Source organism: Antiquaquibacter metalliresistens (assembly GCF_029211225.1).
Classification (GTDB): domain Bacteria; phylum Actinomycetota; class Actinomycetes; order Actinomycetales; family Microbacteriaceae; genus Rhodoglobus; species Rhodoglobus metalliresistens.
Window position 1 is genome coordinate 1 of sequence record NZ_JARGEM010000026.1, and the last position, 863, is coordinate 863.

General features: G+C 67.9%; 1 pseudogene. It reads left to right on the forward strand.

Annotated features, from left to right (window positions below):
* Positions 1 to 860, forward strand: a pseudogene (locus PYV02_RS15310) (ISL3-like element ISPfr2 family transposase); the annotation flags it as partial.
* Positions 861 to 863: the final 3 nt, after the last annotated feature.

An 863-nucleotide genomic window follows, 5' to 3' on the forward strand; every position in this document is an offset into this window, starting at 1 on the left:
TCAACGACCCCACGCGGTTCGAGGGCGTGAAGGTCATTGGCGTCGATGAGCACGTCTGGCGCCACACCAGGCGTGGCGACAAGTACGTCACCGTGATCATCGACCTCACCCCGGTCCGCGATGGCGCCGGCCCAGCAAGGCTGCTGGACATGGTCGAGGGCCGGTCGAAGGCGGCGTTCAAGACCTGGCTCGCCGACCGCGACGACGCGTTCCGTGACGCGGTCGAGGTGGTCGCGATGGACGGCTTCACCGGGTTCAAGACCGCCGCTGCAGAGGAGATCCCGGACGCGGTCACGGTGATGGATCCCTTCCACGTCGTGCGCCTGGCCGGTGACGCCCTCGACAGGTGCCGGCGCCGGGTCCAACTCGCGATCCACGGGCACCGTGGGTTCAGGGACGACCCGCTCTACAAGTCGCGGCGCACGCTGCACACCGGCGCGGACCTGCTCACCGACAAGCAGAGCGACAGGCTACGCGCGCTGTTCGTTGATGACGCTCACGTCGAGGTCGAGGCGACCTGGGGTGTCTACCAGCGCATGATCGCCGCCTATCGCCACGAGGACCGGCAACGTGGCCGCGAGCTCATGGAGAAGCTGATCACCGACCTCAGCGCCGGCGTCCCCAAGGTGCTCACCGAGCTCACCACCCTGGGCCGGACCCTGAAGAAGCGAGCCGCCGACGTGCTCGCCTACTTCGAACGACCCGGCACCAGCAACGGGCCGACCGAGGCGCTCAACGGACGGCTCGAACACCTGCGCGGCTCCGCACTCGGGTTCCGCAACCTGACCAACTACATCGCCCGAAGCCTGCTCGAGACCGGCGGCTTCAGACCCCAACTCCTACACCCCCGATTGGGATGAGCC